Source organism: Rhodovulum iodosum (assembly GCF_041020385.1).
GTDB lineage: Bacteria > Pseudomonadota > Alphaproteobacteria > Rhodobacterales > Rhodobacteraceae > Rhodovulum > Rhodovulum iodosum.
The window spans coordinates 934,488-959,860 of the sequence record NZ_JBEHHI010000002.1; the positions used below are offsets into that span (position 1 = coordinate 934,488).

At 67.1% G+C, this 25,373-nt stretch carries 31 protein-coding genes; 15 read left to right on the forward strand and 16 right to left on the reverse strand.

Translation table 11 applies throughout. The features are described 5' to 3' along the window. Positions 1-92: 92 nt before the first annotated feature. The 6 genes from soxA to Ga0609869_RS13685 form a co-directional block, all read right to left on the reverse strand. On the reverse strand, positions 93-944 hold the full coding sequence (gene soxA, locus Ga0609869_RS13660) for a sulfur oxidation c-type cytochrome SoxA (protein ID WP_125405423.1): 852 nt from the start codon (positions 942-944) through the stop codon (positions 93-95). A gap of 38 nt (positions 945-982) precedes the next feature. Next, the gene (soxZ, locus tag Ga0609869_RS13665) at positions 983-1,312 is read right to left on the reverse strand and encodes a thiosulfate oxidation carrier complex protein SoxZ (protein WP_125404904.1); all 330 of its coding nucleotides are present in this window, start codon (positions 1,310-1,312) and stop codon (positions 983-985) included. Between the two features lie 19 nt (positions 1,313-1,331). Further along, entirely contained in the window at positions 1,332-1,751 is a 420-nt protein-coding gene (gene soxY, locus Ga0609869_RS13670) for a thiosulfate oxidation carrier protein SoxY (RefSeq protein ID WP_125404900.1), read from the reverse strand. A gap of 36 nt (positions 1,752-1,787) precedes the next feature. Next, positions 1,788-2,270 (reverse strand): sulfur oxidation c-type cytochrome SoxX, encoded by a 483-nt coding sequence (soxX, locus tag Ga0609869_RS13675; protein WP_125404898.1) that lies wholly within the window; start codon positions 2,268-2,270, stop codon positions 1,788-1,790. 175 nt (positions 2,271-2,445) lie between these two features. After that, on the reverse strand, positions 2,446-3,000 hold the full coding sequence (locus Ga0609869_RS13680; RefSeq protein WP_125404897.1) for a thioredoxin family protein: 555 nt from the start codon (positions 2,998-3,000) through the stop codon (positions 2,446-2,448). A 21-nt stretch (positions 3,001-3,021) separates the two neighbouring features. Beyond that, positions 3,022-3,759, reverse strand: a complete 738-nt coding sequence (locus Ga0609869_RS13685) for a cytochrome c biogenesis CcdA family protein (RefSeq protein ID WP_125404895.1) — start codon at positions 3,757-3,759, stop codon at positions 3,022-3,024. Positions 3,760-3,826: 67 nt separating this feature from the next. On the opposite strand from Ga0609869_RS13685, the gene Ga0609869_RS13690 reads away from it, so the two are divergent. From Ga0609869_RS13690 to Ga0609869_RS13705, 4 genes are all read left to right on the forward strand, one after another. Further along, positions 3,827-4,228, forward strand: a complete 402-nt coding sequence (locus Ga0609869_RS13690) for a thioredoxin domain-containing protein (protein ID WP_245972249.1) — start codon at positions 3,827-3,829, stop codon at positions 4,226-4,228. Positions 4,229-4,233: 5 nt separating this feature from the next. Beyond that, positions 4,234-4,725, forward strand: a complete 492-nt coding sequence (locus tag Ga0609869_RS13695; protein WP_245972247.1) for a GlcG/HbpS family heme-binding protein — start codon at positions 4,234-4,236, stop codon at positions 4,723-4,725. A 107-nt stretch (positions 4,726-4,832) separates the two neighbouring features. Continuing rightward, positions 4,833-5,144, forward strand: coding sequence for an ArsR/SmtB family transcription factor (locus Ga0609869_RS13700; RefSeq protein WP_125405418.1), 312 nt, complete (start codon positions 4,833-4,835; stop codon positions 5,142-5,144). Positions 5,145-5,181: 37 nt separating this feature from the next. Continuing rightward, on the forward strand, positions 5,182-6,228 hold the full coding sequence (locus Ga0609869_RS13705) for a YeeE/YedE family protein (RefSeq protein ID WP_125404891.1): 1,047 nt from the start codon (positions 5,182-5,184) through the stop codon (positions 6,226-6,228). An 80-nt stretch (positions 6,229-6,308) separates the two neighbouring features. Here Ga0609869_RS13705 and mtnA read toward each other — a convergent pair whose 3' ends face one another. The 3 genes from mtnA to Ga0609869_RS13720 form a co-directional block, all read right to left on the reverse strand. Then, the gene (mtnA, locus tag Ga0609869_RS13710; RefSeq protein WP_125404890.1) at positions 6,309-7,403 is read right to left on the reverse strand and encodes an S-methyl-5-thioribose-1-phosphate isomerase; all 1,095 of its coding nucleotides are present in this window, start codon (positions 7,401-7,403) and stop codon (positions 6,309-6,311) included. Between the two features lie 639 nt (positions 7,404-8,042). Then, positions 8,043-8,783: a hypothetical protein gene (locus tag Ga0609869_RS13715; RefSeq protein WP_245972244.1), complete on the reverse strand. Its 741-nt coding sequence runs from the start codon at positions 8,781-8,783 to the stop codon at positions 8,043-8,045. Beyond that, positions 8,705-9,382, reverse strand: a complete 678-nt coding sequence (locus Ga0609869_RS13720; protein WP_245972242.1) for a hypothetical protein — start codon at positions 9,380-9,382, stop codon at positions 8,705-8,707. The genes Ga0609869_RS13715 and Ga0609869_RS13720 overlap by 79 nt, the downstream gene beginning before the upstream one ends. Positions 9,383-9,589: 207 nt before the next feature. Here Ga0609869_RS13720 and Ga0609869_RS13725 point away from each other — a divergent pair, with 207 nt between their 5' ends. After that, entirely contained in the window at positions 9,590-10,210 is a 621-nt protein-coding gene (locus Ga0609869_RS13725) for a sulfotransferase family protein (protein WP_125404888.1), read from the forward strand. Positions 10,211-10,327: 117 nt separating this feature from the next. Here Ga0609869_RS13725 and Ga0609869_RS13730 read toward each other — a convergent pair whose 3' ends face one another. The 3 genes from Ga0609869_RS13730 to Ga0609869_RS13740 are packed head-to-tail and all read right to left on the reverse strand — an operon-like array spanning position 10,328 to position 12,595. Then, a complete protein-coding gene (locus tag Ga0609869_RS13730) occupies positions 10,328-11,659 on the reverse strand; it encodes an MATE family efflux transporter (protein ID WP_125404886.1) in 1,332 nt (443 codons plus the stop codon). Continuing rightward, positions 11,652-12,161 (reverse strand): PaaI family thioesterase, encoded by a 510-nt coding sequence (locus Ga0609869_RS13735; protein WP_125404884.1) that lies wholly within the window; start codon positions 12,159-12,161, stop codon positions 11,652-11,654. Before Ga0609869_RS13735 ends, Ga0609869_RS13730 begins: the two co-directional genes overlap by 8 nt. Further along, entirely contained in the window at positions 12,158-12,595 is a 438-nt protein-coding gene (locus Ga0609869_RS13740) for a PaaI family thioesterase (protein ID WP_125404882.1), read from the reverse strand. Before Ga0609869_RS13740 ends, Ga0609869_RS13735 begins: the two co-directional genes overlap by 4 nt. 101 nt (positions 12,596-12,696) lie before the next feature. Here Ga0609869_RS13740 and Ga0609869_RS13745 point away from each other — a divergent pair, with 101 nt between their 5' ends. From Ga0609869_RS13745 to Ga0609869_RS13780, 8 genes are all read left to right on the forward strand, one after another. Continuing rightward, the gene (locus tag Ga0609869_RS13745; protein ID WP_125404880.1) at positions 12,697-13,848 is read left to right on the forward strand and encodes a putative manganese transporter; all 1,152 of its coding nucleotides are present in this window, start codon (positions 12,697-12,699) and stop codon (positions 13,846-13,848) included. Between the two features lie 58 nt (positions 13,849-13,906). Continuing rightward, positions 13,907-14,293, forward strand: a complete 387-nt coding sequence (locus Ga0609869_RS13750; protein ID WP_125404878.1) for a MerR family transcriptional regulator — start codon at positions 13,907-13,909, stop codon at positions 14,291-14,293. Between the two features lie 95 nt (positions 14,294-14,388). Continuing rightward, positions 14,389-14,787 carry a MerR family transcriptional regulator gene (locus tag Ga0609869_RS13755; RefSeq protein WP_125404876.1) on the forward strand — a complete coding sequence of 133 codons (399 nt, stop codon included), beginning with the start codon at positions 14,389-14,391 and terminating at the stop codon, positions 14,785-14,787. A gap of 26 nt (positions 14,788-14,813) precedes the next feature. Continuing rightward, a complete protein-coding gene (locus Ga0609869_RS13760) occupies positions 14,814-16,592 on the forward strand; it encodes an acyl-CoA dehydrogenase C-terminal domain-containing protein (RefSeq protein WP_125404874.1) in 1,779 nt (592 codons plus the stop codon). A 35-nt stretch (positions 16,593-16,627) separates the two neighbouring features. Then, on the forward strand, positions 16,628-16,840 hold the full coding sequence (locus tag Ga0609869_RS13765; protein ID WP_125404872.1) for a hypothetical protein: 213 nt from the start codon (positions 16,628-16,630) through the stop codon (positions 16,838-16,840). Between the two features lie 309 nt (positions 16,841-17,149). After that, positions 17,150-17,785, forward strand: a complete 636-nt coding sequence (locus Ga0609869_RS13770; protein ID WP_125404871.1) for a glutathione S-transferase family protein — start codon at positions 17,150-17,152, stop codon at positions 17,783-17,785. A gap of 22 nt (positions 17,786-17,807) precedes the next feature. Continuing rightward, positions 17,808-19,019 (forward strand): acetyl-CoA C-acetyltransferase, encoded by a 1,212-nt coding sequence (locus Ga0609869_RS13775; protein WP_125404870.1) that lies wholly within the window; start codon positions 17,808-17,810, stop codon positions 19,017-19,019. 11 nt (positions 19,020-19,030) lie between these two features. Continuing rightward, the gene (locus Ga0609869_RS13780) at positions 19,031-21,226 is read left to right on the forward strand and encodes a 3-hydroxyacyl-CoA dehydrogenase NAD-binding domain-containing protein (protein ID WP_125404869.1); all 2,196 of its coding nucleotides are present in this window, start codon (positions 19,031-19,033) and stop codon (positions 21,224-21,226) included. On the opposite strand, the gene Ga0609869_RS13785 is transcribed toward Ga0609869_RS13780, so the two are convergent. The 3 genes from Ga0609869_RS13785 to Ga0609869_RS13795 form a co-directional block, all read right to left on the reverse strand. After that, positions 21,193-21,891 carry a Hint domain-containing protein gene (locus Ga0609869_RS13785; protein ID WP_170168809.1) on the reverse strand — a complete coding sequence of 233 codons (699 nt, stop codon included), beginning with the start codon at positions 21,889-21,891 and terminating at the stop codon, positions 21,193-21,195. The two genes, Ga0609869_RS13780 and Ga0609869_RS13785, sit on opposite strands and share 34 nt — an antisense overlap. A 185-nt stretch (positions 21,892-22,076) precedes the next feature. Next, a complete protein-coding gene (locus tag Ga0609869_RS13790) occupies positions 22,077-22,742 on the reverse strand; it encodes a sulfotransferase family 2 domain-containing protein (protein WP_125404866.1) in 666 nt (221 codons plus the stop codon). Between the two features lie 50 nt (positions 22,743-22,792). Further along, on the reverse strand, positions 22,793-23,689 hold the full coding sequence (locus Ga0609869_RS13795) for a LysR family transcriptional regulator (RefSeq protein ID WP_125404865.1): 897 nt from the start codon (positions 23,687-23,689) through the stop codon (positions 22,793-22,795). A gap of 132 nt (positions 23,690-23,821) precedes the next feature. On the opposite strand from Ga0609869_RS13795, the gene Ga0609869_RS13800 reads away from it, so the two are divergent. Together Ga0609869_RS13800 and ygiD are read left to right on the forward strand one after the other, a co-directional pair. Further along, complete coding sequence (locus tag Ga0609869_RS13800) at positions 23,822-24,244, forward strand: DoxX family protein (RefSeq protein WP_125404863.1); 423 nt, start codon at positions 23,822-23,824, stop codon at positions 24,242-24,244. 48 nt (positions 24,245-24,292) lie between these two features. Next, positions 24,293-25,117 (forward strand): 4,5-DOPA-extradiol-dioxygenase, encoded by an 825-nt coding sequence (ygiD, locus tag Ga0609869_RS13805; RefSeq protein WP_125404861.1) that lies wholly within the window; start codon positions 24,293-24,295, stop codon positions 25,115-25,117. Positions 25,118-25,159: 42 nt separating this feature from the next. Here the strand turns inward: ygiD and Ga0609869_RS13810 are convergent, their stop codons facing one another. Continuing rightward, complete coding sequence (locus tag Ga0609869_RS13810; RefSeq protein WP_125404860.1) at positions 25,160-25,369, reverse strand: hypothetical protein; 210 nt, start codon at positions 25,367-25,369, stop codon at positions 25,160-25,162. Positions 25,370-25,373 lie beyond the last annotated feature (4 nt).

The following is a 25,373-nucleotide window of genomic DNA, read 5'->3' on the forward strand; positions in this document are numbered from 1 at the left end:
GCGGTTTCGCACCCATTCACATGCGCGAAACTGAATATTTCAGAGCGGAAAAACCCCGCGCCAGAGCCGCCCGGCGCGGGGTTTTCCGAGGTTTAGTTGCGGACCGACGGCCCTTCGACCGACAGACCGTTGCCGCGCGAGGCGACGTAAAGCTCAAGCGCCACGAATTCCGGCGAGCCCGGGCTGAAGGTATGCGCGCGGGTATCGCGCACGCAGCCCTTGAAGCGCGCATGAACCGAGTTCAGCTTGGCATTCTTCAACCGGTAGGTCGGAAAACCGTTGATCTGACCCTGGCTCAGGTGGTCGGCGCGGATGTAGTTGTCGTAGTTTTCCTCGTGGCAGGAGGCGCAGGACATCTCGAGCTGCCCGTAGCGGGTATAGTAGATCTCCTTGCCTGTCTCCCAGGTCTCTTGCGCCGGGCCGTCGATGGCCACATCGACCGGCATGCCGCGCGAAACCGAAGAGATCAGCGCGACCATGTTGGTCATGTCGCCGGAGGTGTAGCCCCACTTTTCAGCGCCCATGCGGTTTTCACGGCAATCGTTGATCTGCATTTCGAGGGTGCGGACCTCGCCAGCCGCTTCGCTCCACTTGGGATACACCGCGCGCACACCGACCATCGTGTCTTCGACGGCGTTATGGCAGTCGGCGCAGGCCTTGCCCTCGGACCCTTCGACGGTGTCCCAATCTTCGATCGCCTCTTCCACGAAGATCATGCCGGGATTGTCGAAATCGTCCAGTTGCAGGGCCTGGGTCTCTTCCGTGCGGAAGGTCCAGCCCGAGCGGATCACGTCGATGTTTTCCAAATGCTCGGGCGCATCGGTGCGCGTGACCATGTGGATTTCGCCGTTCACGACGAGTTCGGCGTTTTCATCTGCGGTGGCCACGCCGGCGCACAGCGCCAGCGTCGCAACCGAGGCGGTCATCGTCTTGAGCGATGCCATTTTCATGCGTTTCCCTCCCTTGAAACGTGCGTTGCGCCTCAGGCGATGGCGACCGACTTGGTCTCTTCGTAGACCGAGCCGTCGTCGTCGTACCAGGTGAACTTCATGTCGCCGGCGTCCGGGATCACGGCCTCGAACTCGAAATACGGGTTCGTCGAGATCGCCGGGGCGAGGGTCACGTCGATGATGTTCTGACCGTTGTAGTCGCACGTGAAGCGGTTGATGATCGAACGCGGAATGACGTTGCCGTCGCTATCCTTGCGCTGACCCGATTCCATCTGGTGGCTGATCAGGGTCTTGATGACCACGGTTTCGCCGGCCGAGGCCGACTTGGGGGCCTTCACGCGGGGTTTGACACCTTCTGCCATGTCTTTCTCTCCTCTACGCTCAGCCGCCGCAGCCGCCGATGGTGACTTTCACAGTGTTCTGGGCCTGCACGAAGGATCCGTCGGCCATCTTGGCGACGGCAACAACGTCTTGCGTGCCGGCCAGGCGGATCCGGGTCGAGGCGCGCTGGGCGCCGGCGAGCGGACCGAAATTGAACGTGCACACGTCCGGCGTCGGGTTGCCCGAGGCCAGCACCATGATCGACACGGCGCCGGGGGCGTCGACCTCGATCGGCACGGTGTTGCCGTTCTCGGCGATCTCGGGGGTGGTCAGCGTGATGCCGCCCTCGCCCGTCGCGGCACCGCCGGTGAATTCGGCGATCCTGTCTTCGGCAGCGGCCAGTGCGCCGCGCGCAGGCAGCATCAGGGTGACGGCCACGCCGGCGCCGAGCGCGATTGCTCCACGTCTGGTGAATTCCATGTTCATCTCCTTTTCCGGATACGACCCCCTAGGGGATCATTCGTCCTTGAGCGTCATAAGATACGCAACGACGTCTTCGATTTGCTGAGCCGACAAAAGCGGCTCGACCTCGCCCTCCAGGGCTTTGCCAGTGTAGCCGTCGCCCACGCGGATGAACCCGTCCACCTTGTAATAGGCGGGCATCACGGTGCCTTGGAACACGTTTTTCGAGTTTACGAGAATGCCGCGGACCATCGCTTCGGGGTAGCGGTCCGGGAGCCCGTCGAGGAGCGGTCCGACCTCGCCGTGGAACGGCACGTCTTGGGCCATGTCGGTGATCGCATGGCAAGAGACGCAGTTGCCCATGCTCTTGGAGCCGACGATCTTGCGGCCGTTTTCAGGGTCACCCGGCTGATCGGTCAGAGGTTCCGGAACGAAGCCGTACTCGTCCATGGTCACCTGGCCCGGCGCGACCACCTCGGCCGAGGCGATGCCCATTCCGGCCACGAGACACAGAGCGCTTAGCGCAAGCTTTTTCATCTTCAAGACTCCTCCCAGTGTCCTATTGCTGCGACAGAACGTAGCGGAGGTGCGCCACGGTATGCAATAACAAATCTAATTTTTTGCATGCTTTTGTCGGGCACGCCCGACCAGGACTGTTTCGCACGGCGCCCAGCGGGCGCCGCACGTCGTGCCAGACCCTTTGTCAGTTACTTCACTCGGCGGTGACACGGGCCACGTATTTCTGGAAATGCTCGTCGCCCTCATAGCCCTTTTCCAGAACCCATTGGAACAGGGCGCGAGTGGTGCCCTTGCCGAAAGCACCCGGCATGGTTGCAACCGCCGCCTCGGCCGCGGTCCCCGATTCGGGCACGTCTTCGGGCATGAACATCATGGTGGGCGTGAAAAACACGCCCCAGCGGCGGGCCATGTCCTTTTCGCTCATCGCGGTGCCGTCGAAATCGGTCACCTCGACATCGCCGAACAGGTTCATCTGCACCACGTAGTAATTTTCCTCGATCAGCGCCTGGATGCGCGGATCGGGAAACACGTCCTCGTGCATCTTCTTGCAGTAGAGACAGCCGCGCTGCTCCCAGATGACCAGCATGCGCTTGCCCTCGGCCTTGGCCTCGGCCAGGTCCTCGGACATGTCCTTGAACGTGTCGCGCAGCCAGTCGGGCTTGTGCAGCCCGTCATCGCCCATCGGCGCGGCCAGCACCGGGGTTGCCAGCGCGATGAGCGCCGCGGCCAGAAGCGTCGTCATTTTCATCTCAAGTCCTCCCTTCGAATTCTAACCGATCTTGGAAAACCACGGAGCCTTTTCGATCATGAACTGGGCGATGTAGGCCACAGAGTTGGTGGCGATCAGCACGGCAAAGAGGATCAGCATCACGCCCATCGCCTTTTCGACATGGCCCATGTATTTGCGGTTGCGCTGCATCCAGGCGAGGAACGGCTTGGCAAACGCCGCCGCGATGACGAACGGAAAGGTCATCGCCAGCCCGTAGACCAGCAGCAAGAGCCCGCCCTTGACCACGTCGCCCATCCCGCTGGCCACCATCAGGATCGCCGCCAGCGCCGGACCCACGCAGGGCGTCCAGCCAAAGCCGAAGGCCAGGCCCATCAGGTAGGCCCCGACGACCGTGGTGGGCTCGGCCTTCGATTCGATCCTTGCCTCGCGGTAGAGAAACGGAATGCGCATGACACCGAGGAAATGCAGCCCGAATAGCAGCAGGATCGCCGCCGCCACGTAGCTGAGTTCGTCCTGCCAGGCGCGGAACCCCTGCCCCAGCGCCGTCGCCCCCATGCCGAGCAGCACGAAGATCGAGGTCACGCCGAGGGCGAAGAACACCGCCGAAATCACCAGCCGCCGCACCGCGCCGGCGGGGATGTGGTCCTCGCCGCGCAACTCGGACATCGAAATGCCGGCCATGTAGCACAGGTAGAAGGGCACGATCGGCAGGATGCAGGGCGACAGGAACGACAAGATGCCCGCAATGGCTGCACCACCATAGGAAATATCCAGCATCGAGGCCCTCCCTTGCCGTAGACGTGAAAACAAATTACGATTTATGTATGTAATGGGACAACCTTCAGTGAAACGTGTATTTTCGGCATGGCTTTTCGCCCTTTTCGGGGTGATCGGGATGGCATCGACCGCGCAGGCGGAGCTTCGCCTGGCGATGTTCGAGCAAGCGGGCTGTGCCTATTGCATCATGTGGCACAACGAGATCGGGCCGATCTATCCGAAGACGCCCGAGGCCGCCGTTGCGCCCCTGATGACGATCGACCTGCGCGGGCCCCTGCCCGAGGGCCTGTCGATCAAGTCGAAGCCGGTCTTCACCCCGACATTCGTGCTGTTGCGCGACGGCGTCGAGATCGACCGGCTGGAAGGTTACCCGGGAGAGGATTTTTTCTGGGGACTGATCGGGAAAATGCTGCGAGAGCAACCCGAATGGGAACAGTCCCTCATCGAAAAGGGAGGAGTCGAAGGATGAGAAAAATGGTATGTGCCGCAGCGCTTGCGCTGACGGCAGGGTCGGCCCAGGCGCAGGACGAGGGCGCCTTCGTGACATTCCAGGCGCTCAAGCCCGAGGTGGCGCTCGAGGCCGCCGTGGCGGCGATGGAATACTGCCGGGGCGAGGGCTATCAGGTGGGCGTCGCGGTGGTCGACCGGTTCGGCACCATGCAGGCCTTCGTGCGCGACCGCTTCGCCGGCGCCCATGTCGAGGAAACCGCCCGCCGCAAGGCCTGGACCTCGGTCAGCTTCCGCACCGATACGCTGGCGCTGGGCGAACTGACGGCACCGGGCACGATCTTTTCCGGCATCCGCGACCTGAGCGAGCCGCTGGCGCTGGGCGGCGGCGTGCCGATCGAGGCCGCGGGCTCGCTGGTCGCCGGCATCGGCGTGTCGGGCGCTCCGGGCCCCGATCTTGACGACGCATGCGCGCGAGAAGGCATCGCCGCCATCGAGGAACAACTGATGGGGTTCTGACCCCAATGACGGCAATCATGACAGCAGATGCAGCGCACCCCAACGGATCCGGTCCGCCGGCCGACCCCGACAAGATCGAGGGCAAAGGCGAGATCCAGGCCGACGACATGATGCACCACGCCGAAAGCGCGTCGGGGTTTCTAAAGGCGCTCTCGCACGAGGGGCGGCTGATGATCCTGTGCCACCTGTCGACAGGTGAAAAGACCGTGACCGAGCTGGAAAACCTGCTGTCCTCGCGCCAGGCCGCGGTCAGCCAGCAATTGGCCCGCCTCAGGCTCGAAGGGCTGGTGTCGCACCGGCGCGAGGGCAAGGCGATCTACTATTCGCTGTCCGACGACAAGGCGCGGCGCATCCTCGATCTGATGTACGAAATGTTCTGCGGCGGCGAGACCGCGCCGCCGGCAAAGACCAAAGGCTAGGCGTCGGGCCACGCCCGGCCCCCGGCGGGGAGGCAAGATGGACATCATTCCGGTTGGCGCCTGGGCTGCGCTGATTGGCCTGATCACCGGCACTGTGCTGGGCCTGGCCGCGCGGCTGGGCGAGTTCTGCACGCTGGGCGCCATCGAGGCCGCGATCTACGGACAGGACCAGCGCCGGCTCCGCATGTGGGGCGTGGTGCTGGGGACGGGCGTGCTGGCCACCTACCTTCTGGCCGCGCTGGGCCAGGTCAACCTCGGCGAGACCGCCTATCACGCCGTCGCGTGGATGCCGCTGGCCAGCATCCTCGGCGGGCTCGCCTTCGGCTACGGCATGGCGCTGGCGGGCAATTGCGGCTTTGGGGCGCTGGCCCGCTTCGGCGGCGGCGACCTGCGCTCGCTGGTGATCGTCGTGGTGATCTCGATCTTCGGCTTCGTCACGCTGTCGGGTCCGCTCGCGCCGCTGCGCGACTGGGCCTTTCCGCAGGTGCCCTCGGGCGGGATGCAGGGGTTTGCGCATCTGGTGCGCGATCAGCTTGGCCTGCCGCCGCTGGCATTCGCGGCACTGGTCTCGCTCGCCTTCTTCGGCTGGGCGCTCAGCTATCGCCCGTTGAGGGAAGAGCCCGCGCGCATTGCCTGGAGCGCGGGCGCCGGACTGGCCATCGCCGGGGCGCTCTGGGGCACGTCGGCATTGTACGCGGCCAGCCTGGGCGCGGTGCCGGTCGAGGGGCATACATTTACCGCGCCGCTCGGGCGCACGCTGATGTGGCTGATGACCTCGTCGGCCGGCGGGCTGTCCTTTTCGGTGGGGTCGGTCTTGGGGGTGCTGCTGGGCGCCTGGCTGGGCTCGCTCCGCAAGGGCACCTTCCGCTGGGAAGCCTGCGAAGACCCGCGCGAACTGGGCCGACAGGTCGGCGGCGCGGCGTTGATGGGCATCGGCGGCGTGGTCGCGCTGGGGTGTTCCGTGGGCCAGGGCGTCACCGCCTTTGCCACGCTCGCCTATTCCGCCCCGGTCACGCTGATCGCGATCTGCGCCGGCGCCTATCTGGGGCTGCGGCGGCTGATCGCCGGGTTCCAGCCGGACTGAGCGGCGACCCACCCACACGACACCGCGCCGCACCCCAAGTCGAGCTGCGCCCATCGGGTCGGATCGGAGGGGCGGACCGCCTACCCCACTGCCCGCTCCGCGAACATCGCGGCCAGCCCCGCGGCGCTGGCCTCGGCGACGCCGCGCTCGGTGATCAGCCCGGTCACCAGCGCCGCCGGCGTCACGTCGAAGGCGGGGTTGCGCGCCGGCGTCCCGTCGGGAGAGATCAGCACATGACCGATGCGCCCATCTTCCAGCCGGCCCTGCACATGGGTGACCTCGTCCTGCCCACGCTCCTCGATCGGGATCTCGCGCACCCCGTCCGACACCGTCCAGTCGATCGTCGGCGAGGGAAGCGCCACGTAAAAGGGCACGCCGTTGGCCTGTGCCGCCAGCGCCTTGAGATAGGTACCGATCTTGTTGCACACGTCGCCGCGCGCCGTGGTGCGGTCGGTGCCGACGATGCACAGGTCGACCTCGCCATGCTGCATCAGGTGCCCGCCGGCGTTGTCCACGATCAGGTCGTGGCTGACGCCGTGATGGTTCATCTCCCAGGCGGTCAGGTGCGCGCCCTGGTTGCGCGGCCGCGTCTCGTCGACGAAGACATGCACGTCGATGCCGGCCTCTACCGCATGGTAGATCGGTGACGTGGCGGTGCCCCAGTCGACGGTGGCCAGCCACCCGGCATTGCAATGGGTCAGCACGTTGACCCGGCCCCCGCCCTTGCGCGCGGCGATGTCGCGGATGATGGCAAGGCCGTTCTCGCCGATGCGCCGGTTGATCTCGACATCCTCGTCGCAGATCTCGCCCGCGCGCCTGAACGCCGCGTCGGCCCGGTCGGCGGGCGCCATGGGCTGCAAGATCCGCCTCATCTCGTCGAGCGCCCAGCGCAGGTTGATCGCCGTGGGCCGGGTGGCATGCAGCACCTCCCAGGTTTCGGCCAGCGACGCGTCCGACGGGTCGTGGGCCATCTGCACCGCCACCCCGTAGGCCGCCGTGGCCCCGATCAGGGGCGCGCCGCGCACCCACATCTCGCGGATCGCCGCGGCGACATCGGCGCGCGTCTCCAGCGCCACGATGCGCAGCTCGTGCGGCAGCCAGCGCTGGTCGATGATCTCGACCCGGCCCTCGGCCGTCCGCCAGATCGAGCGATAATGGGTGCCGTCGATTTTCATGCGTTTTCCTTTCGCGCTGGCCCGGTCGCCGCCCCAGAGTCCACCAAGCCGCGCCCGCGTGCAACCGCTCCGGGCACGGGCGATTTGCCCCAGCGATGCGGCATCATGGCGAAAGACCAAGGCAAGCCGGTCTGCAACGCAAGAACGAGTTCGCGTGGAAACCGAAGATTTCGCAGGGTTTCGCTTGCCGAACGGCTGTTTGCCAGCCTGCAGCCCCAAGACCACATCCCAAAAAATCCCCTGTGCGATGCGTGATTGCCTGTCGCCTTTTCGCAGTCTTGCGCCAAGAGAAATCAGCGCAGATGAATCGCCGGCGGTCAGCGAAATAGCGCCTGCGGGCGCATGAATACGGCCTGTCGCCACAAGCTGCCCAGCGGCCCTGTCGGTCCTGCAGCACCTGAAAGGATGGGCGTCTCGGTTGGGACGGCGCCCTGCCCCCGACCATGGACCGTTCCGACCGGCCTGTTCTTCCCTGCATCCCTCGCGTTTCTGGGAGAGCAGAACCTTTCACCGACCTGGGTGCCCCCTTGGGGCTCGGAACAACAGCTCGCCGCGCCGGTCACGAAAGACAGCAAACGCGAGCGGCCGTTCGGTGCGGTGGGCTCTGGCTGCTGCGTGGCGGACCGTGCGGCCCAGAGGTCAAGCGCCCAGCAACACGATGCCGAGCGGAACCGGTGACACCGCGACTGCTATCGCAAGAAACGTCGGCACCGGTGCAAAGATCCCGCTCAGACCTGCCACCATCATGATCCCGCCGCCGCCACCGATCACGGCATTGCCGGGCATGTTCACCGTAAGCACAAGCGCGATGTAACGGTGACGCAAAGCAAGCCCGACCGTGCGGGGCGGTGCGTTTTCCATCAGCATCGCCAGACGAGCGCTGGGCGACAGTGGCGCGGCGCGCGTCACCAGTGCGGCGGCGCGGCGCATCCGCAAGACCGACAAAAGACGCGCCAGCGCCGTGACCGGCAAAAGGCGGCCCACCGTGTAGGACAGCATCATCGCCACCACTGTCGATGCATAGACCAGCGGGGCGATTGCCGCACCGAATGCAGTCAACATGGCGAGACCGATCTCGGCCCCCGGCACGAAGGGCAGCGCCAAGAGCCCTATGTAGGCCACCGATCCGAGCATGATCATCCGGTGCACCTGCTGTTCGTTCTCTGGCATGATTTCCAGGTTCAACGTCTCGCGCAGCAGGTGTGACGCCCAGGTCGCCGCGATCACGACCGCAAGAAGCCCCACGAGGCGCAGCGCGATCTTGACCGGGCCGAGGGTCCCGGGCGGCCGCGATTGCTCGCTCACCCGGAACTGGCCACGCTGTCGTGCGGTGTGACGGATCCTTGTCCGGCAACGTTGAGTTGCCGCGTCCAGTACCATCGCCGGGTGGTCCATGTCCCGTCGAAGCGCATTTGGTCACCTGTCACCTTGCCGTACCAGACGACGGTGTGCGGGGCGTCGGGGCAATAGGTCGTCGTGGTGAAGTGGATGACGTCGCCCTCGGCCCAGGTCTTGTAGTCGGACCAGCCGAAATCACAGTAGAGTTGGCACCTTGAGGATTGGAACCGGCCATTCACGAAACGCAACTCATCGTGCATCACTTCACCGGTTTCCTCGATCGTGTCCTCCGTGTAGAAAACGCGGCCGTCAAGTGCGGCACCCGGCTCCCACGTAACGCTCGGCACCGCCAAGTCAGCCAGATCGTCCTTCATCGCGCTCAACGTCGCCGCCCCTGTTCCAAAGGCGATCGCGGCCACGGCGCAGGCTTGCACAACGGGTGTCATGGTTTTCCTCCGATCACAAAGAGCGTAGCCCAGATTGCTCATTTTGGGGAGGGCATTGATGGCGGCCGCGGCCACGGTGTCGCCCTGCGACAGCGCGACGACGCCCGACAGGGCCGCGCTCGGCAACGGGTCATCCGCGAAACCCGTCTGATTCCAATGCACTCGCCCAATGATCGGGGCATCATCAGACGTCACCCGGGCGACGCCTGCCGTTCATCGTCCCAAGGCGGCCGAATGCCGGGACCCCGGCCGCACAGGGCTGAAAGCGCAAGACGGACTTCGGGCACCGGTCACTGGTCCTATGCAAAGACACGCGCATCGGCCACACTCACCAAAGCCTTGCCGCGTCCCGCAGCAATCTCGCCGCGAGATCGGTTGGCGCATTTCAGGAGGCAATTGAGAATGGCACTGGATATTATCGGCGCGGGCCTTGGCCGTACCGGCACGGATTCAATGCGCGAGGCGTTGACGGTTCTCGGCTTCGGACCCTGCCATCACATGCACGAAATCCGGGACAATCCCGAAAAGGCGAAGCCGTGGCACGAGCATCTCTGCGGAGGTGCAAAGCTCGATCTCGACCTCCTGTTCGACGGCTACCGCTCCCAGGTCGACTGGCCCGGCGCCCATTTCTGGCGCGAGTCGGCGGAGCGGTACCCGGATGCGAAAGTGATCCTGTCGATGCGCGATCCCGGCGACTGGTACGAGTCTTACAGCAAGACGATCAAGGTCTTTCGAGAGACCGAAATGCCGCCGGACGCGCCGCATATGCGCCAGATCCAGGAGTTTATCACGGTCTTCCTCGGCGACCGCTTCGACACCAAGGAGCGGGCGATGGCGGAGTTCGAGGCACATGCTGCCGAGGTGAAGTCGGCGATCCCGGCCGACCGTTTGCTGGTGCATGAACTCGGCTCCGGCTGGGTGCCGCTCTGCGCGTTCCTCGGGGTCCCCGTGCCGGATCAGCCCTATCCGCACACCAACGCGACGACAGCGTTCCAGGAGCGGAATATCGAACTGCGGAAATAGTCGGGAGCGCGGCGGTCGGGGTGGCGAACGCTACAGGCTCCCTGTCGATACTGAACGTCCCGATCGCCGGCCAGGCGAGCCACCGCCTTGCAGCGAAACGCACCGAACAACGTGGCGCTACCCCGCGGCCTGCGCCTCGAGCGCGGGGTAACGCAGCCCCAGCGTGATGCCGCGCGCCACGAATGAGATCAGGAAGGCGATCCAGAGCCCGTGATTGCCGAAGGCCGGCACCAGCGCCGCCGCCGCGGCGGCGTAGATCGCCGCCGACAACAGCATCATGTTGCGCATGTCGCGCGAGCGCGTGGCGCCGATGAAGATACCGTCCAGCATCCACGCGGCCACCCCCGCCACCGGCGCGGCGACCATGTAATGCAGGTAGAGCCGCGCCTCTGCGCGCACCGTCTCGGCCGTGGTCATCGTGTCGATGATCGCGCCGCCGAAAGCCGCGAAGGCCAGCGCCAGCCCGGCGCAGGCCAGAAGCCCCCAGAACGAGGTCATCAGCGCCGCCCGGCGCAACGCCAGCCGTTCCCTGGCGCCCAGCGCCTGCCCCACCAGCGCCTCGGCGGCGAAGGCGAAACCATCGAGCGCGTAGGCGGTGATTTCGAGAAATTGCAGCAGGATCTGGTTGGCCGCCAGCGGCACATCGCCGAAATCGGCGCCGAGAAACAGGAACGAGACGAAGATCGCCTGCAACAGCAGCGAGCGGATCAGGATGTCGGTGTTTACGCTGGCCATGTGGCGCAGCCGCGCCCGGTCGAAGACCCGCGGCCAGTCCTTCCAGGCGGTCCCGCGGAACGCGCCGCGGCACAGCCACAGCCCCAGCCCCGCCCCCGACCATTCCGCCAGGAAGGTGGCCACCGCCACGCCCGGCACCCCCCAGTCGAAGACCAGCACGAACAACAGGTCCAGCCCGATATTGAGCCCGTTCATCCAGAGCTGTATCGCCAGCACCGCGCTGGTGCGTTCCTGCGCGATCAGCCACCCGGTAAGACCGTAGATCGCGATCGCCGCGGGCGCCGACCAGACCCGGATGGCCATGTATTGCCGCGCCATACCCTCGACCTCGGCCGAGGCGGGCGAGAGCATGAAAGCGCCCGCGAAGATCGCCTGTTGCAGCACGATCATCGCACAGCCCGCCGCAAGGCCGATCATCAGTGCGCGCGACAGCATCGCGTCGACCTCGGCGTGGTCGCGTGCGCCCCAGGCCTGCGCGGTCAGCCCGGTGGTGCCCATGCGCAAAAAGCCGAAAATCCAGTAGACCGCCGACAGGATGATCGCGCCGATCCCGACCGCGCCGATCGGCGCGGCCTGCCCAAGCTGGCCCACCACGCCGGTATCGACCGCGCCAAGGATCGGAACCGTGGCGTTCGACAGCACGATCGGCAGGGCGATCTTGAGGACCCGGCCATGGCCCAGCAGCGGCGGCGGCGGCCGGGCGATATCAGCCATCGCGTTGCGGCATCAGGAAATGCCCCGTCGCCTGCGCGAAGAGCCGCGCGCGCTTGTCCTGCCAGCCCTCGACATGAACCGAGGCATAGCGCCGGCCCGAGCGGTTGACCCGCGCGCGCGCGTAGGCGTCGCGCGGCAGGCCGGCCCGCAGGTAGTCGACGGTGAAGTCGATGGTCTTGGGCAGGCGCGGCAGGGTGTCGGGGGTCAGCGACAGCGGGTCCAGCGCGCCGCTTTCCAGGTCGTCCCAGATCATCGCCCAGCTCAGCCCGATGATCGCGGTGACCTCCAGAAAGGCGGCGGTCACGCCACCATGCAGCGCGGGCAGCTCGGGGTTGCCGATCAGCGCGTCGTCAAAGGGCAGCAGCGCCGTCAGCTCGTCGCCGCGCCGCTCGAACGCGATGCCGAGGAACCGGATATAGGGAACGCCCTGTACCAGCGCCGAAAGCGCCGCGTCGCGCCGCTGCTTGATGGTCTGGACGGGTTCGGGGGCGGGCCGGCTCATGCCCCGCCCTCCCGGGTGCGGTCCACGGTAAAGGCGCCCGTGGCGGTGGCCACCGGCTTGTCTCGATCCTCGTCCAGGGCGGTGGCCCGCACGAAGGCAACCGAACGGGTGACGTGATAGCATTCGGCGCGGGCGCTGATGCGCTGGCCCGGCGTGGCCGCGCGCATGTAGTCGATGCGCAGATCCAGCGTGGCCGTGCCCGCGGCGCCGGCCGGGTGGCTGATCACCGCGGCCCCGCCGCACGTGTCCATCAGCGCCGAGACCGCGCCGCCATGGATCACCCCGCTTTTCGGGTCGCCGATCAGTTTCGGGTCGTAGGGCATCGACAGCTCTGCCACGCCCGCGCCGATGTCATCCACCCGGATGCCCAGCGCCCGGCAATGCGGGATCGATTCAATGAATTGGCGCGCCGCCTCGGCCTGGTCATTGCCCATTTCGGCCCCCTTTTTTGGATCATTTCGCTTATTGGGGCTTGCCAGCCGTGCTGCAAGTGCTAACTTCCGAATTTGAGAATTATTCGCAATTGCAGGACAACATGACCACGAGGCTCCTCCGCACCGCGGCCGACGAGATCCGGCTGCCGTCTGACTTCCTGGGTCCGTTCCGCGGCAAGCGGCTGGCCGTCGCGCTGGCACTGATGGCGCTGGCCGCCGCCCCTGGCGAATTGGGTGCGGTCACCCGCGGGCTGATGACCGACGCCTATGTGCAGGTCAGCGTCTTCGTGGCGGCCACGCTGATGCTGTTTTACGGCGCCGAGCGGCTGTTCCGCTTCGACATCGGCACCGCGCTGCACGGCGCACGCCGCTGGCAGGTGCCGCTGGCCGCGCTGCTGGGCATGACGCCCGGCTGCGGTGGCGCGGTGATCGTGGTCGCGGCCTATTCGTCGGGCAATGTGGGCCTTGGCGCCGTGGTGGCGGCGCTGACCGCCACGATGGGCGACGCGGCCTTCCTGCTGATTGCAACCCGGCCCGACGCGGCCGCCGTGGTGCTGCCCGTATCGCTGGTCCTGGGTATCCTGTCGGGCTGGGTCGTGGACCGGTTCAACCGGATCGAGTTCGCCACCTTCAAGGGCGGCGACTGCGAGATCGCGCCGCGCATCGGCCGGCTGCGCGCCCGCGATTTGGCCTACCTCGTGCCTGTGCTGCCGGGCCTGGCCGTGGGCGCGGCGCAACTGGCCCAGGTCGAGATCGGGAATGTTCTGGGCCTGCCGGTCATGTGGCTGGCGCTGGCCGGCACGGCGATGGGCCTGTTCATCTGGGCCGCCTCGCCGCTTCAGGCGATGAGCAATGCCAAGGACGGCCCCGTCACCCGTATGGCCGAGGAGACGAGCTTTATCTCGGTCTGGGTGATCGGCGCCTACCTGGCCTACGATTACGCCACCGTCTTCGCCGGGCTCGACCTGGCCGCGTGGTTCAGCGCGGTCGCACCGATCCTGCCGCTGATCGCCATCGTGGTGGGCTTCGTGCCCGGCTGCGGCCCGCAGGTTCTGGTCACCACGCTTTACATCAACGGGGCGCTGCCCTTCGCCGCGCTGATCGGCAACGCCATCTCGAACGACGGCGACGCGCTGTTCCCGGCCATTGCGCTCAACCCGCGCGCGGCGGTGCTGGCCACCGCCTATTCGGCGGTGCCTGCGGTGATCGTGGCCTACTCCGTTCACATATTCGCGCCCGGCCTGCTGAACTGAATTGCCCGGACGGCGGCGTTGATCTACGCTTCGGCCATGCGCAGGCGGAGCCGGACGGATGCCCGACGAAACCCTGACTTTCAAGGAGATGTGCGCGCGGTTCGAGGTGACCCCCCGCACGCTGCGCTACTACGAATACATCGAATTGCTGCAGCCCGAACGCGACGGGCGCGCCCGGCTCTATTCCCCGCGAGAGATCGCGCGGATGACCCTGATCCTGCGCGCCAAGCGGTTCGGCTTCAGCCTCGAAGAGATCCGGCAATGGCTGGATCTTTACGACCAGGACGGCAGCGAAGCGCAGATGCAGGCCGTGATCGGGCTGGCCGATCGGCAACTGAAGGTTCTGACCGATCAAAAGGCCCAACTCGAAGCGTCGATCGCCGAGTTGAAAGAGCTGCGCAACCGCGTGGCACAGCAGATCGGCAAGCCCCCGGCGGCGCAATGACGCAACGTTACGTTAACGTCAACGTAACCGGGTATTGTCTTCGGCGCCGCGCATTGGCACCTCTGCGGCATTAGATTTTCTACTGGACCCACTAGATGAACGACGACCTGATGACGATCCGCGAGATGTGCCGCACCTTCGGGGTGACCGCGCGCACCTTGCGCTTTTACGAATCCAAGGAATTGCTGGCGCCGGTGCGCAAGGGCCAGCAGCGGCTGTTCACGCGGCGCGACCGTGGCCGGCTCAAGCTGATCCTGCGCGGCAAGCGCTTCGGCTTCACCCTCGAACAGATCCGCCAGTTGCTCGACCTTTACGATCCGCACGATCCCAACGCCACGCAGCTGCGCCGGGTCTACGAACTGGCCCGCGACCGCCTCGACGACATGGAACGCCAGCGCGACGAGTTGAACGAGGCCATCGACGAGTTGAAAGAGCGGCTGGCATGGGGCGAAAGCGTGCTGGCCGACACGCCGCAAAACCGCGCCGCCGAATAGCCCGCGACGAAAAGGGAGCGCCCGCAATGCCCAGCTACACGCCCCCGGTCGACGACATGCAGTTCCTGCTGCACGAGGTGCTGCAGGTCGCCCGCGCCGACATCCCGGGTTATGGCGAGATGGAGCCCGACTTCACCGCCGCCGTACTGGAAGAGGCCGGCAAGATCTCGGCCGAGCTGCTGGCGCCCCTCAACGCGGTGGGCGATGCCGAGGGCTGCAACCTGGAGAACGGCGTCGTGCGCACGCCCGACGGTTTCAAGGCGGCCTACGGGCAGATGTGTGCGGGCGGCTGGACGGCGCTCGACGCCGACCCTGACCATGGCGGGCAGGGCATGCCCTATCTGCTGCATTCGGCGGTGGGCGAGATGTTCGCCTCGGCCAACATGGCCTTCAACATGTACCAGGGACTGACCCACGGGGCGATCTCGGCGCTGCAGGTGCATGGCTCCGACGCGCAAAAGGCCACGTACCTGCCCAGGATGATCACCGGGCAATGGTCCGGCACGATGAACCTGACCGAGCCCCAATGCGGAACCGACCTGGGCCTGATCCAGACCCGCGCCGAGCCGCGCCCCGACGGCAGCTACGCCATCACCGGCAGCAAGATCTGGATCTCGGCGGGCGAACACGACCTGGCCGAGAACATCGTCCACCTCGTGCTGGCGAAAATACCGGGCGGGCCCGAGGGCACCCGGGGCATCTCGCTGTTTCTCGTCCCGAAATTCCTGCCCGATGCCGAGGGCAACCCCGGCGAGCGCAACGCCGTCGCCTGCACCGGCCTCGAATCCAAGATGGGCCTGCACGGCAACGCCACCTGCGCGATGCGCTACGAGGGCGCGACCGGGTTCCTCGTGGGCGAGCCGCACAAGGGCATGCGCGCGATGTTCACCATGATGAACGAGGCGCGGCTGGGCGTCGGGCTGCAGGGCTACGCGCAGGCGGCGGCGGCCTACCAGGGCGCGCTGGACTTCGCGTGCGAGCGGTTGCAGGGCCGCGCACTGTCGGGCCCGGCCAACCCGGACGGCCCGGCCGACCCGATCCTCGTGCATCCCGACGTGCGGCGCATGCTGATGCACCAGAAAAGCCTCGTCGAAGGGGCCAGGGCGCTGGTCTTCTGGGGCGCCGAGTTGATCGACCGCGCGAACCGGGCGCAAGATGCGCAAGCCGACGCGCTGATCTCGTTGCTTACCCCGGTGATCAAGGGGTTTCTCACCGACAAGGGGTTCGAGGCCACGGTGCTGGCCCAGCAGGTGCCCGGCGGCGCCGGCTACACGCGCGACCTCGGCCTCGACCAGTTCGTCCGCGACGCCCGGATCACCATGATCTACGAGGGCACCAACGGCATCCAGGCGCTCGACCTGGTGGGGCGCAAGCTGGCGCTCGATGGCGGGCAGGCGATGCGGGATTTCTTCGACATGGTGAAGGCGGTCGTCAAGACGCATGCGGACGACGCGGAGCTGAAGGCCGATTTCCTCGACCCGCTCAAGGCCGCCTCGAAAGACCTGCAGGCCGCGGCGATGTATTTCGTCGCCGAGGGCGTGAAAAAGCCCGAGAACGCGCTGGCCGGCAGCAGCGATTTCCTGCACCTCTTCGGCCATGTCTGCCTGGGGCTGATGTGGGCGAAAACGGCCGCTGCCGCGCGCGCCGCGCTGGCCGAGGGCCGCGGCGACGCGGGCTTTTACGAGACCAAGCTCGCCACCGGGCGCTACTACATGGCCCGCCACCTGCCCGCGACCCGGCTTCATCTTGCGCGGATCGAAACCGGGGCCGACACGGTCATGGCGCTGCCCGCCGACAGGTTCTAGTCTGAGCGCAGTTTTCCGCGAGACAGGAGATGCCGATGCCCAAACGCCTGCGCCTGACCCGCCGCTTCCCCGTCGCGATGACCGAAGACGGCTATCGCCGGCTGAAACGCTTCTCCCGCGAGGCCGGGCTCGACGACGGCGAGGCGCTGTCGTTTCTGTTCGAGCATTTCGACAGCGTGACCGACCACGAGATCCTGACCCACCGGCTGCGCCTCTTCAACGCCGAGCTCGAGGCGCGGAAACGATGACCCGGGGCGCGGCGCGCCCGTGGCCGGCGTCGGGCCATTGGGTATTTCGACCAAGAAGAAGCAGGCTGGCCAGCCCCCCGCCCCGACGACGCCCCCGGCCGATACCGGGGTGGAGGCGCGGGGCGGAGGGCCTTCTCCTTGGGCGGTCATCGGCTCCCCAGCCTGTACCGCTCGCCAAGGGTGGCGCGCGCATGGTTAACGGTCGGTTACCGCGCGCGCCCTGCTGCTTCTTCTTGGCAAAAATACCCACGGCGCCGCGGTTCGGCCGGGCGCGCCGCCCGGGATAAGACACAAAGGAGGGAGAGGACGATGACCATCCAGCTCTACTGCTTCGGCGAAAGCGGCAATTCCTACAAGGCGGCGCTGACCCTGGAATTGGCCGGGCTCGACTGGGCACCGGTCTTCGTCGATTTCTTCAACGGCGAGGCGCGCGGGCCCGCGTTCCGTGCGCTCAACCCGATGGGCGAGGCGCCGGTGATGGTCGATGGCGATATCACGCTCAGCCAGTCGGGCGTGATCCAGTACTACGTCGCCGAGAAGACGGGCCGGTTCGACGGCGCGACCGAGGCCGAGCGGCGCGATGTGATGCGCTGGATGTTCTGGGACAATCACAAGATGTCGTCCCAGGCCGGCGCGCTGCGCTTCATGATGAATTTCCTGCCCGAGGAAAAGCGACCGGCCGAGGCGATCAATTGGCTTACGGGACGGGTGCGGGCGGCGCTGACGACGCTGGACCACGCGCTGGAGGGGCGCGACTGGCTGGTGGGCGGCGCGCCCACGCTGGCCGATCTGGCGTGTTGCGGGTATCTTTATTATCCCGAGCCCTTCGGCTTCGACCGCGCCGCGTTGCCGAATATCGACCGCTGGCTTGACGGCATTGCCGCCCTGCCCGGCTGGAAACACCCCTATGACCTTATGCCCGGCTCGCCCACCGACCGGGCCTGACACATCGACGGGAGGTCCGATCATGACCGACGCCTATATCTATGACGCCGTGCGCAGCCCCCGCGGCCGGGGCCGCCAGGACGGCAGCCTGCACGAGGTCACCGCGCTCGGCCTGTCGGCGCAGATGCTCGACGCGCTGGTTGCGCGCAACGGGCTGGAGGCAGCACCGGTCGAGGACGTGATCTGGGGCAACGCGACCCAGGTGGGCGAACAGGGTGGCTGCCTCGCGCGCACCGCGGTCCTGGCCTCGTCGCTGGACCAGAAGGTGCCCGGCCTTTCGATCAACCGGTTCTGCGCAAGCGGGCTGGAGGCGGTGAACCTGGCCGCCAACCAGGTGCGCGCCGGCGCGGGCCGGGCCTATATCGCGGGCGGGGTCGAGATGATGGGCCGGGTGGCCATGGGCAGCGACGGGGCGGCGGTCGCCGTGGACCCCAGCGTCGCCATGGCGCAGTATTTCGTACCGCAGGGGATTTCGGCCGACATCATCGCCACCGAACACGGCTTCACCCGCGATCAGGCCGACGCGCTGGCCGTCGAAAGCCAGCGGCGCGCGGCGCGGGCCTGGGCCGAGGGTCGGTTCGCGAAATCGGTGGTGCCGGTCCGCGACGTCAACGGCCTGACGATCCTCGACCGCGACGAGCACATGCGCCCCGAGACCGACATGCAAAGCCTCGGCGCGCTCAGACCCGCGTTCAAGGAGATGGGCGAGGTGATGCCGGGCTTCGACCAGGTGGCGGTGATGAAATACCCGCACCTGGAACGGATCGAGCACATTCACCATGCCGGCAATTCCAGCGGCATCGTCGACGGGGCGGCGGCGGTGCTGATCGGCGATGCCGATTTCGGCCGCGCCCACGGGCTGACGCCCAGGGCGCGCATCCGCGCCTCGGCCAAGATCGGCACCGACCCGACGATCATGCTGACGGGCCCCGTGCCGGTGACCGAAAAGCTGCTCGCCGAGGCGGGCATGGCGATTTCGGATATCGAGCTTTTCGAGGTGAACGAGGCGTTTTCGGCCGTGGTGCTGCGGTTTCTTCAGGCCTTCGACGCCGATCCCGAGCGGGTCAACGTCAACGGGGGCGCCATCGCCATGGGCCACCCGCTGGGAGCGACCGGCGCCATCATCCTCGGCACGCTGCTGGACGAGATGGAGCGCGCCGACAGGCAGGTCGGGCTGGCAACGCTGTGCGTGGCCAGCGGCATGGGGGCTGCGACCGTGATCGAACGGGTGTGAGGAGAGCGACAATGGCCGAGTTTCACAGCGCAACCGACGCCGACGGCGTCACCACCATCACCTGGGACGTACCGGACCGCAGCATGAACGTGATGAGCCTGGCAGGATTTGCCGAGCTTGAGGCGCTTGTCGACGCGGCGCTGGCCGATGACAGCGTCAAGGGCATCGTGCTGACCAGCGGCAAGCCCGATTTCGCCGGCGGCATGGACCTCAACGCTATCGCGCGGATGAAGCAGGAGGCGGGCGACGACCCGGCAAGGGGCCTGTTCGAGGGCGTGATGAAGATCCACGCCCTGCTGCGCAAGATCGAGCTGGCCGGGATGGACCCCAAGACCAGGAAAGGCGGCAAGCCGATCGCCGCCGCCCTGCCCGGCACGGCGCTGGGCATCGGGCTGGAAATCCCGCTGGCCTGCCACCGGATCTTTGCCGCCGACAACGCGAAGGCCAAGATCGGCCTGCCCGAGATCATGGTCGGTATCTTTCCGGGCGCGGGCGGCACCACGCGGCTGGTGCGCAAGATGGGGGCGATGGCCGCGGCGCCCTTCCTGCTGGAGGGCAAGCTTTCGGACCCGAAAAAGGCCAGGATGGCCGGGCTGATCGACGAGGTGGCCGAGGACCCCGCCGCCGCCGCCAGGGAGTGGGTTTTGCAGGCGAAAGACGCCGATCTGGTCAAGCCGTGGGACGCGCGCGGCTACAAGATGCCCGGCGGCGCGCCCTACACGCCGCAGGGCTTCATGACCTTCGTGGGCGCCAACGCCATGGTCAACGGCAAGACCAAGGGCGTGTACCCGGCGGCCAAGGCGCTGCTTTCGGCCGTCTACGAGGGCGCGCTTGTCGATTTCGACACCGCGCTCAAGATCGAGGCGCGGTGGTTTACCCATGTGCTGATGAACCCGTCCTCGGGGGCGATGATCCGCTCGCTCTTCGTCAACAAGGAGGCGCTGGAGAAGGGCGCCTCGCGCCCCGCCGGCGTGCCCGACCAGAGGGTGCGGAAAATCGGCATCCTCGGCGCGGGGATGATGGGGGCCGGCATCGCGCTGGTGGCCGCGCAGGCGGGCATCGAGGTGGTGCTGGTCGACCAGAGCGCGGAGGCCGCCGAAAAGGGCCGCGCCTATGCCGCCGATTACATGGACAAGGGCATCAAGCGCGGCAAGGCGACGGAAGAGAAGAAGGCCGAAGTGCTGGGCCGGATCACCGCCACCGCCGATTATGACGCGCTCGAAGGCGCCGACCTGGTCGTCGAGGCGGTGTTCGAGGACCCCGATGTAAAGGCCGGGGTGACCGAGCGGGCCGAGGCCGTCCTCGGGCCCGACGCGGTTTTCGCCACCAACACCTCGACCCTGCCGATCACCGGGCTGGCGCGCGCAAGCGCCCGGCCTGCGCAGTTCATCGGCATCCATTTCTTCAGCCCGGTGGAAAAGATGATGCTGGTCGAGATCATCAAGGGCCGCGAGACCGGCGCGCGGGCCGTGGCCAAGGCGCTGGATTTCGTCCGCCAGATCCGCAAGACGCCCATCGTGGTCAACGATGCCCGCTTTTTCTACGCCAACCGCTGCATCATCCCCTATCTCAACGAGGGCATCCGCATGGTCGGCGAGGGCGTGAACCCGGCGCTTGTCGAGAACGCGGCCAAGCTGGTCGGCCTGCCGCTGGGGCCGCTGCAACTGGTGGACGAGACCTCGATCGATCTGGGCGTGAAGATCGCCAAGGCGACAAGGGCCGCGATGGGCGACGCCTATCCCGACGGCGCGGTGGACGAGGTGCTGTTCTGGCTGGCCGGTGATGGCCGGATGGGGCGCAAGGCGCAGGCCGGGTTTTACGCCTATGACGATGCGGGCAAGCGCACCGGCCTCTGGCCCGGCCTTGCCGAACGGTTCCCCCCCGACGCGGACCAGCCCGGCCTGACCGAGGTCCAGCACCGGCTGCTCTTCGCGCAGGTGCTGGAGGCGGTGCGCGCGCTTGAGGATGGCGTGCTCACCGATATCCGCGAGGGCGATGTGGGCGCGATCCTTGGCTGGGGCTTTGCGCCGTGGTCGGGCGGGCCGTTTTCATGGCTCGACATGATCGGGGCGGCGCGGGCTGTGGAGATATGCGAGGGGCTGGCCGCGCGGCACGGGGGCCGGTTCGCCCCGCCGGCGCTGTTGCGCGAGATGGCCGAAAGCGGCGCGCGGTTTTACGACCGTTTCGCGCCGGCCGCGGCGGCATAGGGGTCGAGGTCGGGCTCGGTGGCGGCGCCGGCCGGACCCGCCGCCGCTGACGCGTAGGTCCGCGCCAGCCCCTTCGCCTCTTCGCGCGACGGCATCGGGTAGCCGGTGGCATGGGCGCTGCCTGCTCCCTTGCGCAGGCACGGGCAGTAGAGCAGCGCCGATCCGTTGGCAAAGACCACCTCGTCACGCTCGAAAATCAGCCGGGAGAGATCGACGCCGTCGCGGGTGGGGCCGCGACGGCGGATTCCGTTGACGCCCTCCAGCAGCGCCACCGGCAAAAGTGCGAAAGGATCGCCGTATAGAATCTCGGCAAGGTCGGATTCGATCAGCACGCTTTGATCGGGCATCAACTCCATCGGCTCGACATTGCCCAACGCGCCGGCCGGCACGAGGAACGGCCAGTCTTCGCCGGCGCCGTCCGCACCCTCGCACCAGGTCACCTCTTCGTCGATCTCGACGATGGGCTGGGGGCCGTGATCGAAGGTCAGCACGCGGTCGCCGGGCTCAAGCGAGTCGACCCGACGCCAAGTGCCATCGCAGGCCAGAAGCGTGCCCACGGGCAATCCTGCGGCCTTCCCGACGACAGCGGTGCCGGAGGCCCCCGCCCCTTGGCCGGGGTTATTGCGCTTTTCGCCGCCAAGCGCCTGGGTCAACTGCGTCAACATGGCGTCCCTCAAGGTCAAACACGATACCGCCGGGCCAGATCGGCGTCTGCGTCGGCCGAGTCGGCCCGTGCCCTGCATAGGAAATGGTTAACGCGTCCGGATTGCGACGCGACCTGGCCCAAAAAGGGGCATTGTCCCTAAAACGGCAAAAATGACCCATTGGGGGACGGTTTGCGCACGATCGGTCAACATTGCGCCGCGTCCTCGAAGCTATAGCCGAAGCGCGCGACATCCTCGGCGCAGATCTCCGCAATCAGCTCGGCGGTGCGAGACGAGAAATAGGGGCGGAAATCGGGGTGCCGCGCCGAGGCGTTGACCCGCGCCAGCGGCAGCAGGGAAAACCCCAGATGCGCCTCGAATGGCGCGATATCCTCGGCCAGATGCTCCAGCCGCAGCCAGGCGGTGCAGCGTTCCGCGCCGGTGCCGTCGCGCAGGTAACGGCCGTAGGGCCACGCCGCCAGACCGGCACGGGTCTGCGGATGGTCGAGAAACGCGCCGAACGCCAGTCGCCGGGCCAGCGCCACGGCCGGGTGGTCAAATCGCTGGGTGCGCAACCAATGGTAATAGCTCACCGCCCGGTCCCAGGGATTGCGCACCAGCGCGCAGGTGAAAAATCCACCGAACTCCTCGGGCGCCACCAGCCCCTCGATATCGGCCAGGGTCGAGTGCTTCCAAAGCCGCCCGGCGCTTTGCACGCCCTCCAGCCTGCGCTTGCGGCGGCGCGCTTTCGGCGTGTCGCCGATCAGGATGTCGTCTGCCATCGCCCGCGCCTCCAGCGCCAGCGCAAGGGCGGTGCCGCCGGTCTTGGGGATGTGCACGAAGATGTAGCGCCGCCCGCGGGAGATGATCATGGCCGCAGGCTAACCCGACGGGCGCCGGTGGCAAGCGCCTTTGCCGCGCCTCAGAGTATGCCGGCGGCCCGGATATCCTCTGCCGCGAAGTCGATCAGCGCGCGCACCTTGCGCGGCAGGACACGCCCCTCCAGATAAACCGCGCTGAGCGGGCCGGTTTCCTCGCTGTAGGCCTCCAGAACGGACACCAGCGCGCCCTCGTCGAGCATGTCGAACAGCACGAAGCGCGGGGCATAGGCGATGCCGAAGCCATTGGCCGCCAGGTGCACGGCGGCCCGCGCCGAATTGACGTGAAACCGCCCTTGCACGTTGACCGCATGCTCGGCCCCGTCCCGGTGAAAGACCCAGCGGCGGGGCGATCGCCGGTTGGTATCGACGATGCAGCCGTGGTCGGCCAGCTCGGCGGGCGCGGCCGGCGCGCCGTGTTGCGCGATGTAGCCCGGGCTTGCCACCACCATGCTGCGAAAGGTGCCCAGCTTGCGCGCCTTGAGCGACAGCATCTCGGACCGGCCCATGCGGAACGCGACATCGATGCCCTCGGTGGCGAGGTCCGCGTAGCGGTCGCTGAGCCGCAGGTCGAAGGTCAGGCCGGGGTTCCGGCGGGCGATCCGCTCCAGCATCCCGACCACGTAGACCTCGCCGAAGGTCACCGGTGCGGAAATGCGGATGACACCCGAAAACCCGCGCGACCCCTCGGCAACCTCGGCCAGCAGGTCGTCGAGGTCGTCCAGCAGCGCAGGCGCGCGCGCCATCAGGTCCTCGCCCGCGGGGGTCAGCCCGACCTTGCGGGTGGTGCGCTGAAACAGCCGGACGCCCAGCCGCCCCTCTAGCTCGGCCACGTATTTCGAGGTCAGGCGGTTGGACACGCCCAGTTGATCGGCGGCTGCCGTGAAAGAGCCCGTCTGGGCTGTGGCGACAAAGGCCTTGAGCTCGTCGACGATGTCCATGGCGCCCCATTAGGAACGTTTTGAGGATAGTTATTCACCAGCTTCGCCATTTCGTTGAGAAGCCTCAAGCTCTAATTTCAACGCAGATCAACAAGGGCCGCCATCGGGGCGGCGCAGGAAAGGACCCAAGTCATGACCACTCCAACCCAATCCGACTATGCCGCCCTCGGCCTGCGCGTGACCAGCGGTGCGCTCTTCGTCGCCCATGGCCTGATGAAGGTGCAGGTCTTCACGATCCCCGGCACCGTGGCCTTCTTCGAAAGCCTCGGCCTGCCCGGCATCCTCGCCTACCTGGTTATCTTCGCGGAAATCGCCGGCGGGCTGGCACTGATCCTCGGCGTTGCCACGCGGCTGGTGTCGCTGGCGCTGATCCCGGTTCTGCTGGGCGCGACCTGGGCGCACTGGGGCAATGGCTGGAGCTTTTCCGGCGAAGGCGGCGGTTGGGAATACCCGCTGTTCTGGGCCGTCGCGCAAGCCGCGCTCGTGCTGATGGGCAGCGGCGCCTACGCACTGCGCCTTCCGGTCCTGCAAAGGACGCTGGGCCAGTTCGCCTGACCCGAACGGGCCGCCGCAAGGCGGCCCCCTGCCCCGAGGAGACCCGACATGAGCACCGCCCAGGCCCTGACCGGACTTCGTGACCGGCTGGCACCCTCAGACCGGATGCCGCTGGTGTTCCTCGGCCACGGCAGCCCGATGAACGCGCTGGAAGACACCGCGTTCAGCCGCGCCTGGTCCGATCTGGGCCGCAGCCTGCCGCGGCCCGAGGCCATCCTCGTGGTCTCGGCCCACTGGATGACCCGCGGCACGACGCTGGTCGATGTCTCGGCCCTGCCGCGCACGATCCACGATTTCCACGGCTTTCCCGACGCCCTTTACCAACAGGACTATCCCGCGCCCGGCGCGCCCGATCTCGCGCGCGAGGTGGCGACGCTGCTGGCCAGCCACCACGGCGCCGAGGACGACACCTGGGGCCTCGACCACGGCGCATGGACGATCCTGAAGTTCCTTTACCCCGACGCAGATGTGCCCGTGTTCCAGGTCTCGATCGACATGAGCCGGGGGCTGGACCACCAGATCGAGGTCGGTCGTGCCCTTTCGGGGCTGCGCGACCGGGGCGTTCTGATCCTTGGCTCGGGCAACGTGGTGCACAACCTGCCTGCCATGCACCCCGGCGGCAAACCTCAGGATTTCGCGCTGGAGTTCGACACCCTCTTCGCCGAACGACTGGCCGCGCGCGACCTCGCCGCGCTGACCGACCGCGGCGGGCTGGGGCCCCTGCTGACCATGGCGCACCCGACGGTGGACCATTACCTGCCCGCGCTGACCATCGCCGGCGCGTCCGATGCGCGCGACGCGCTGAGCTTCATGACCGACGCCATCGACCTCGGCTCGGTCTCGATGCGGTCCTTCGTGTTCCACGCAGCCTAAGGCACGGGCGCCGGGCAACCGGCGCGAACGCCCGGCCGGGTGCTAGAACCGCCCCATGCGGCGGGTCACGCGCATCGCCTGGCGCGCACGCTTGGCGGTCTGCTGTGCCGCGGCGCGCTTTTGCGGGTCGGCGGGGTCATCGTTGCCCTGGCCGCGCCGCGCGGCGAGATCGACGCCGGCGTTGATGCCCTTGTTCATCAGCTTTCGCATCACGATGCGCACGGCCATGTTGATCATTCGGTTCGCATTCATCGTC